General features: G+C 67.0%; 5 protein-coding genes. All 5 read right to left on the bottom strand.

The features are described from left to right. Positions 1–217: 217 nt before the first annotated feature. The gene (locus APH30_RS25075) at positions 218–811 is read right to left on the bottom strand and encodes a glutathione S-transferase (RefSeq protein ID WP_054914064.1); all 594 of its coding nucleotides are present in this window, start codon (positions 809–811) and stop codon (positions 218–220) included. Further along, positions 808–4452, bottom strand: coding sequence for an AAA family ATPase (locus APH30_RS25070; RefSeq protein WP_054914063.1), 3645 nt, complete (start codon positions 4450–4452; stop codon positions 808–810). Before APH30_RS25070 ends, APH30_RS25075 begins: the two co-directional genes overlap by 4 nt. Next, positions 4449–5687 carry an exonuclease SbcCD subunit D C-terminal domain-containing protein gene (locus APH30_RS25065; RefSeq protein WP_054914062.1) on the bottom strand — a complete coding sequence of 413 codons (1239 nt, stop codon included), beginning with the start codon at positions 5685–5687 and terminating at the stop codon, positions 4449–4451. Before APH30_RS25065 ends, APH30_RS25070 begins: the two co-directional genes overlap by 4 nt. A 246-nt stretch (positions 5688–5933) precedes the next feature. Beyond that, positions 5934–7565 (bottom strand): BatD family protein, encoded by a 1632-nt coding sequence (locus APH30_RS25060; RefSeq protein WP_054914061.1) that lies wholly within the window; start codon positions 7563–7565, stop codon positions 5934–5936. Continuing rightward, the coding region (locus APH30_RS25055) for a tetratricopeptide repeat protein (RefSeq protein ID WP_156326662.1) at positions 7562–8227 on the bottom strand (666 nt) is incomplete at its 5' end. The genes APH30_RS25060 and APH30_RS25055, both read right to left, overlap by 4 nt.

The following is an 8227-nucleotide window of genomic DNA, read 5'->3' as shown; positions in this document are numbered from 1 at the left end:
GGCAAGCTGGGCGAGACGGTGCAGGTCCTGGCCCAGGACGCACCCTCGGACTTGAAGTTCATCGACTGATATCAAACACCACGCCTTGTAGGAGCGGCCTTGTGTCGCGAAAGGGCCGCAGCGCGGCCCCGGCAATGTCGGCGGTAACGCAAGAACCCGGGGCCGCTGCGCGACCCTTTCGCGACACAAGGCCGCTCCTACAGGGAGCCGCGTGAAGCTACCTGGCCATGATCGAGCGGAACAGGTCTGATGCCAGCCACCCCTCCAGCCAGCTCCGCAGCCGCGGATAAGCGGCCTCGGCGAACCACTGCGGTTCCACCCCGGCAAACTGGCGCATCAGGGGCAGCAAGGCGGCGTCGGCGATGCTCGGCTGGTCAGCCAACAGATACGGCCGGCTCTCCAACAACCCTTCGAGCTCCGCCAGCCAGGCCTCGGCCTGCTGGCGGTAGTACGCGCGAGGGTGCTGCGGGTAGCGCTCGGCATACTTGTACAGGTTCACCTGCGCCTTGAACGTGCTGTCATTACGCGTGATCAGGGCATGCGCCTGCTGCGCTGCCGCGGGGTTCGCGCGCAGTTGCCAATCCTGCGGGTCGTTCTGCGCCAGCGCCCAGCGCATGATATCCAGGCTCTCTTCCAGCACCTGGCTGCCGGTGTCCAGCACCGGCACCGTGCCCTTGGGGGACAAGGCCAGCAGTTCTGCCGGCTTGTTCTTCAGCGCCACTTCGCACACCTCGACCTCACAGCCTGCATAGCGCAGGGCCAGGCGCGCGCGCATGGCCCAGGGGCAGCGACGGAACGAGTACAGGATCACCCGCACACCTGCACTTCGCTCAGGCCATTGCCTTGGCGGCGCACCTGAATCTGCACCGGGATGCGCTCGTGCATTTCCTGCACGTGGGAAATCACTGCCACCTTGCGCCCCTGTGCCTGCAAGCCGTCCAGGGCATCCATGGCCAGCTGCAGCGACTCGGGGTCCAGGCTGCCGAAACCTTCGTCGATGAACAGCGATTCGATGCGCAGGGTGCTGGAAGCCATCGAAGCCAGGCCAAGGGCCAACGCCAGCGACACCAGGAAGGTTTCGCCGCCGGACAGCGAGTGCACCGAGCGCAGCTCGTCGCCCATTTCGGTGTCCAGGACCAACAGGCCCAGGGCACTGCCGCCCCGCTTGAGGCGGTAGCGGCGGGCCAGTTGGCGCAGTTGGCTGTTGGCATGGTGCAACAGCAGGTCAAGGTTGTAACCCTGGGCGATCTTGCGGAACACATCGCCCGAGGCCGAGCCGATCAGGGCATTCAGGCGGGCCCAGCGCTGCCACTGCTGGCGGGCTTGCTCGATCTCGGCTGCCAGTGCCTGATGGGCCTGCTGGCGGCGCTGGTCATCGGCCTGCTGCGCCCGCAGTTCGGCGCATTGCTGCTCGTGGCTGGCCATGCGCTCGCGCAGTTCCAGCAGGGCTTGCTCGAGGGCTTCGGCCGTGGTGTCCACTGTCATGTCGGCCACATGCTGTTGCAGGCGCTGTTCGCGTTCCTGCAGCAACACGCGGCTTTGTTCGATGGTTTTTTCCGCGCCTTGCAAGCGCTGGCGCAATGCTGTGACCTGCGCATCCTCCATGGCCAGCAGGCGGTCCAGCCCGGCGTCATCCAGCTCCGGGTGCTGGCTGCGCCACTGCGCGATCTGGCCCTGCAACTGCTGGCATTCGGCAACCAGCGCCTGTTGCTGCTGGCCGTCGGCCTTCAGCTCGCTGGCCAGTTGCACGGCTTGCGTGCGCAGCTCCTGCAGGCGCTGGGCGGTGTCTGCGTCCAGGGCGCGGGCTTGGTCCAGCGCGGCGTCCATGTGCTGTTGCCAGGCTTCGGCAGTGGCGTGTTCACCGAGCAGTTCGCCGAGGGCGGCCTGGGCCTGCTGGCGCTGCTCGTCCAGGGCGGCAAGTTGCTGCTGCAACTGCTGCAGGCCTTGCACGCGGGCCTGGTGCTGGTCGCGCAGCTTGTCGAGTTGCGTCTGCCGGCCCTGCTGTTCTTCCAGTTCGTCCTTGCGCTGTTCCAGTTGCTGCAAGCGCTGGGCGATCTGCTGGTCCAGGGCCAGGAAAGCATTGGCCGGGTCTTCGTCGAGTGCCTTCAGGGCCTGCTCGGGCAGCACCCCGGCCAGGTCGTGCAAGCCTTGCTGCAACTGCTGCTCGTCGTTGGCCAGGGCCTGGTGCTGTTGTTCGAGGTGGCGCTGGGCCTGCTGTTGAGCGTCTTGGGCGGCCTGCAGTTGCTGGTTGAGGCGGGCAGCATCGCGTTGCAGCGTGAGCAGCGCGCTCTGGCGTTTCTCGTCCTGCGCAATTTCCGCCTCCAGGCGCTGCAGCTGGCTGGCCAGCCAGGTGCTACGGGCCTTGTCATCCTGCGGGGCCAGAGCTGGCCACAGGCTGTGCGCCTGCACTTGCGCCACCAGCGGTTGCAACTGATCGCCCAGTTGCTGCTGTTGTTGCTGGAAGTCCTTGAGCTGGGCGTTGACCACGCCCAGCTGGGTGCGCAGCTCGACCAACTTGGCGTTGAGGGTGTCGACCTGTCGCTGCGCGGCAGCTTCTTCAGCCTGGTCATGCCGGCCCAGGCTGTGCAGCAGTGCGTCAGGCTGGTGGAACGGGTGTTCGGCACTGCCGCAGACTGGGCAAGGTTCGCCATCGCGCAATTGCTCGCGCAGTGCCTCCACGCTGGTGGTGCGCGCCAGGCGTTGCCGCTCCAGCAACTGGCGGGTGAGGTTGAGCGCCTGTTCGGCCGCCTCCAGCTCGGCCTTCGCCGCGGTGCCCTCGCTGATCAACTGCTGGCGTTGCTGCATGGCCTGTTGCTGGCGTTCACGAACGCTGTCCAGTTGCTGGCGCAGTTCCAGTTCGCGGCCGTGCAGGCGCGACATTTCTTCAACGGCGCGCTGCTGCTTGCGGTTGTCCTGCAGCATGCCGCCGAGCAGGTCGATCTGCTCGGCCAGGGCCTGGGGTTCGGCCTTGGCTTCGCGGAACAGCAGCTCGTAGGCATCTCGCTCGGCCTGCAACTGCACATTGGCCTGGCTGGCCTGGGCCTGCAGGCCGGGCAGCTCTTCGCGGCCCTTGGCCAGGCGGCCGCCAATCAGCATCACCTGTTTGAGTTGCGGCAGGTAGGCGTGCCACGCACTGGCCAGGCCTGCCAGGTGCTCGCTGTCGGCAAGGGCACTGTCGATCTGCGCCAATTGCTGCAGGCTGCGCTGCTGGTTGGCCTCCAGCTGTTGCAACTGCTGCTGGCCATCGGCGACGTGTTGTTCAGCCTGTTGGCTGCTGCTGCGTTGCGCGGCCAGCGCTTCGTCCAGGCGCGCCAGGTTGTCCTGGGCGGCGAAGGCCTGGCGCAGGCGTGGGGCATTCTCGCCGTGTTGCGCCTGGCTGTCGGCGAGCGCCTGGCGTGCGGCGTTCAGTGCTTGCTCCAGGGTATTTGCGCGTGCCTGGAGTTCGTCCTGCTGCTGTTGCTGCTGCGCAATTCTTGCTGCCAGTGGGGCCAGTTGTGCGTTCAGCGCCTGCTGGCGGTGGAACTGATGGCGCTGAGGCGCCAGGCGCTCCAGGCGCAGCAGGTCCAGGCGCGGTTCGGCCAGTTGCTGCCAGTCCTGCTCGGCGGCCTGCAGCGCGCGGGCCGCCTCGGCGTGCTGGGCTTGTAGCCGGTTTTGCTCGTGCAGCCAGTTGCGTTGCTGTTCCAGCTGGCGCTCACCGGCCTGGTCAGCCTTCAGTTGCTGCTGCGCCTGCTTCAGTTGCTGGTCGAGCTGGGCGCGGGCTTCGGCGTCCATCGGCAGCAGGTGGCTGGCGCGCGCGAGCAAGTCGTTGTGCACCTCACCGGCCTCGCGCGCCTTGCTGAACGCGCGCTGGCCCAAGCGGGTGTAGATGGCGGTGTTGGTCAGTTTTTCCAGCAGCTCGCTGCGCTCTCTGTCGTCGGCCTTGAGAAACGCGCCAAACTCGCTCTGGGCCAGCATCACCGCGCGGGTGAACTGCTCGAAGTTCAGGCCCAGGCGGGCTTCGACCAACTGTTTGTATTCGTTCTTGCCGCTGGCCAGGACCTGCTCGCTGTCCAGGTCGTAAAAGCTCTGGCGGCTGTGCTGCAACTTGCCGTTGGCCTTGTCGCGGGCGCGGTTGGCTTCCCAGCGGGCACGGTAGCGGCGGCCGTCGACGCCGACGAAATCGACTTCGGCAAAGCCGCTGCCGGTACCACGGCGTAGCAGGTTGCGCGGGTCGGATGTGGGGATGTCTCCGTCGGCATCCGGCACCTTGGCTTCGCGACCGATGTCATTGAGCCGCGGCACGGTGCCGAACAGGGCCAGGCACAGGGCGTCGAGCAGGGTGCTCTTGCCGGCGCCGGTGGGCCCGGTAATGGCGAACAGGCCGGCGCTGGCCAGGGGCTCGGCAGTGAAGTCGATGTCGACGGGGCCGGCCAGCGATGCCAGGTTCTTCAGGCGGATGGCAAGAATCTTCATGGCTGTTCCTCTTCCTGCTGCACGTCCTGCAACAGCAGGGCAAAGTCGGCCAGCGCCTGCTCGTCGACAGCGCTGCCGTAGGCTTGCTCCCAGGCCCGGCTGAACAGGTCTTGCGGGGTCATCTGGGCCAGTTCGACAAAGGCCAGGTCATCCTCTTCGCTACTGTTGCGCCCAGCATACTCGGCACTGATGCGCACCAGCCGCACTGCCTTGCCCGCCAGCGCGGTCTCGATCTGCTGGCGCAGGTCCGGTTGCGGCTCGTCGAGAATGACCCGCACTTCCAGCCAGGGTTGGCGATTGGGGTCTTCCAGCAGGTCGATTACCGGCAGGTCTGCCAGTAGCTGTAACAGCTCACCCAGCGGTGCCGGGCCGATGCGTTGCAGGGCCACGGCGCGCGGTACCGGGCGCGGCTCGACGCTGACCAGGCCGCTGCCGTCCAGTTCCACCTCCAGCACCTGGTGCGGGTAGTTGATTTCGGCGAACGACAGTGGGAGCGGTGAGCCGCTGTAGCGGATGCGTTCTTCGCGGTTGACCTTCTGTGGCTTGTGCAGGTGGCCGAGGGCGACATAGCTGATGGCCTTGTCGAACAGCTTGGCCGGCAGCGCCTCGGCGTTGCCGATGATCAGGCTGCGCTCGGAGTCTTCCGACACTGCGCCCCCGGCCATGTGCGCATGGCTGATGGCAATCAGCGCCTGGTCTTTCTTGCGTTTTTGCAGTGCTGCGGCGATCAGTTGCTGGTGCACCTGGGTGATGCCTTGCAGGTAGTCGTCGCCCAGGTGGGGGCCGGTGACTTCGGCCGGCCGCAGGAACGGCAGCGCCAGGCACCAGGCTGCGACCTTGCCGCGGCCATTGGTCAGCGGGATCAGCAGCCGCTCGGCATCCAGTTGGCCTTCGTCCAGCCAGTGCACACGGCCCAGGGCGTGGGTGCGCAGGCGGCGCATGAGTGCGGCAGGCAGCTCGATGCGCGAGCCGGAATCGTGGTTGCCGGCGATCATCACGATGTCCAGCTTGGGCTGTTGTTCATGCGCCTGGACGATGAAGTCGTACAGACGCTCCTGGGCTTTGACCGGGGGGTTGACCGTGTCGAAGATATCGCCGGCGATCAGCAGCGCATCCGGCTGGCGCAGGCGAAGCTGGCCGAGCAGCCAGTCGAGGAAGCAGGCGTGTTCGAAATCGCGTTCCTGGCCGTGCAGGCTTTGGCCCAGGTGCCAGTCGGAGGTATGAAACAGACGCATGGATGACCTGTGGTGTCGAGTCGAGCAAGCCAGAGGGCTTGGCTTTGGGGATGGGCGTTGCGCGAGGGCGGTATGGTAACCCAAGCAGGGGGGTGGGGGGCAGGGCGGGGAATGGGGGGAGGGCTGGCACCGGCTGCGCCGGTGTTCGCGGGCGCGCCCGCTCCTACAGGCACCGCGCAAAGCTCAGGCATACGTCGTACCTGTGGGAGCGGGCATGCCCGCGAAGAGGCCCTGGCAGGCAGCCGGCTACTTGGGATAAAGCGGCGGCAAGCTGCCGTTCTCCCCAGCCGGCAACAACACCTGCTCGGCCGGCGGTATCGTGCCGATCGCCCGCCACAAATCCTCACCCTGCCAATACTGCCCACTCTCGCTGTACAACGCGCCATTCAACCCATCCAGCGCATCCGACAACGGCACGAAGCGCGCCGCCATCTCGGCCAGGGTCTCCGGTTGCTGCCGGGCCCAGGCGTCCAACGCCTGGCGGGTGGCCTGGGGGTCGTTCGCCAGGCAGGCGCGCTTGAGGTCATCCAGCAAGGTGCGCGGGCTCGGCCCGTTCTGCGCCGCACGCAGCACCGCCGGTTGCGAGCGGGCGCGCCACCACAGGGCGAAGCCCAGTACGGTGGAAAGGGCGAACAGCAGAGTCGCCAATTGCCAAGGCCACAGCGCGCTGCTGGCGCTGCTGTTATCGCCCACCGGGCTGTCGGCACTCAATGCCGGGTTGTCCTGCACGTTCAGCGTACGCGCCGGCAGGCTGCTGTGCTCCAGGTGATCTTCACGGGTGTTCCACCACGCCACTTCCAGCGCCGGCAGGGCCAACGTGCCGGCATGGGTGGGCACCAGTGCTTCGCGTTCCTCGCGGTTGGCGGTCATGCCGCGTTCGTTGATTTCGTTGCGCAGCAGCGGCTGGTCGGGGTAGCGGCGCAGGCCGGTGATCTCGGTGGCGGGTAACGGCGGCAACTGGGTGCTGGAAAGGCCTTCGGCGCGCAAGGTGATGTTGCGCGTCAGAGAGTCGCCAATCTGTACCTGCTGGTTGCCGGGGTCGGGGTTCCAGTGCTCTTCCAGTGTCAGGCTACGCGCCGGCAACCACGGCACACCCGCAGGCCAGGCGGCGGGAATCGGGCGTACCGCCAGCCGCAGCGGCAGCGAGCTGACCTGTACCTGGTGCCCGGCACGGGCCGTGCCATTGGCTTGCGGGGTTTCGTCGCTGCTGGCTGCGGCGGTGGCGCTGAACGTCAGTGGCGGGATCTCGAGCGTGCCACTTTGCTGGGGGTACACGGCATAGCGGGTTTCGATCACGCCGTGGCGCACGCCATTGATTTCCTTTTCATAGGTGCGCGATTCGCCGAGCGGTTCGACCTTGGCGCCTTCCAGCTGCAGCGGGCTCAGGCTGCTGTCGTCATAGAGCGCCACCGAGTGATAGATGCGCAAGGTGAGCACAGCCTGCGCCTGCACGTAGACGTCGGAGCTGTCGAGGGTGGCCTCGATGAACACCTGTGAAGTGTCCTGGCGGCTGGCATCGGCCTGCAGCACTTGCAGGTCGATGGCCTGGCTGCGTGACTGCCCCAGCTGCAGCTCGGGAATACGCAGGCTGCCGCTGCGCCGCGGCAGCAAGGTGATGATCCAGCGGGTGCTGGCGCGGGTTTCACCGTCGAGGGTATGCAGGCTGTTCAGCTGGCGCGTGCCGCGCACCTCGAAGTCGCCTTCCAGGGCGCGCAGGTCGGGCTTGCCGAACTGGGTGACGTCCTGGCTTTCCAGGGTCAGTTCCAGGCTTTCGCCAGCCTGCAGGCGGGTGCGGTCGACGCTGGCCTGCAGCAGGGGTTCAGCCTGGGCCAGGGTGGCCCACAGCAGGGAGAGGAGCAAGACGCCGAAGCGACTCATCGTGGGGTTTCCTGTTGCAGTTGCTGTTCGTACCAGAATTTGCGCCGCAGCAGCTCCGCCGGGTTATCGGGGATCTCCCGCAGCCATTGTTCCAGGGCTTGGCGCTGTTCGGCGTCGAGGCTGGTCGACACCGGGCGCTGGGGCGGCTGGATGACGCCCTCATCGGCACCCGGCTGGTTACCCGGTGCGCCCTGGCTGTTGCTGCTGCTTTCGCCAGGCTGCTCGGCGCTGGCTTGTTCATCACCGCTGGGGGTGCCCTGGGCGGCGCTGCTGGCCGAACTGCTGTTGCCTTCGGTGTCGCTGCCGGGCGTGCCTTGGGCATCGTTACCGGGCGGTTGTTCCTCGGCCTTGGCCTGGCGCTGTTGCAGCAGCTGTTGCACCAATGCCTGGTTGTCCAGTGCCACTTGCAGATCGGGTTGGCGCTCCAGCGCCTGCTCGTAGGCGTCCAGGGCCGCTTCCAGCTCACCGGCACGGGCCAGTGCATTGCCTCGATTGTAGTGGTCGGCGGCCGTGTCGCCTTGGGAAAATGCCTCGGCCGCACCCGCGTAGTCGCCGGCCTGGTACAGCGCCAGGCCGCGCCACTGCGTGTCCTGGAAGTGCCGAGCCGCGCTGGCTGGGCGGTTCAGCTCGAGCAGGCGTTGGCCTTGCTGGTCGGGGCGCAG

The organism is Pseudomonas sp. NBRC 111127, assembly GCF_001320345.1.
Classification (GTDB): domain Bacteria; phylum Pseudomonadota; class Gammaproteobacteria; order Pseudomonadales; family Pseudomonadaceae; genus Aquipseudomonas; species Aquipseudomonas juntendi.
This window is presented reverse-complemented; position numbering and strand designations above follow the sequence as displayed.

Coding starts and splice junctions, on each gene's coding strand:
- APH30_RS25070 (WP_054914063.1), bottom strand. CDS start 4,452: ATGAAGATTCTTGCCATCCGCCTGAAGAACCTGGCATCGCTGGCCGGC.
- APH30_RS25065 (WP_054914062.1), bottom strand. CDS start 5,687: ATGCGTCTGTTTCATACCTCCGACTGGCACCTGGGCCAAAGCCTGCAC.
- APH30_RS25060 (WP_054914061.1), bottom strand. CDS start 7,565: ATGAGTCGCTTCGGCGTCTTGCTCCTCTCCCTGCTGTGGGCCACCCTG.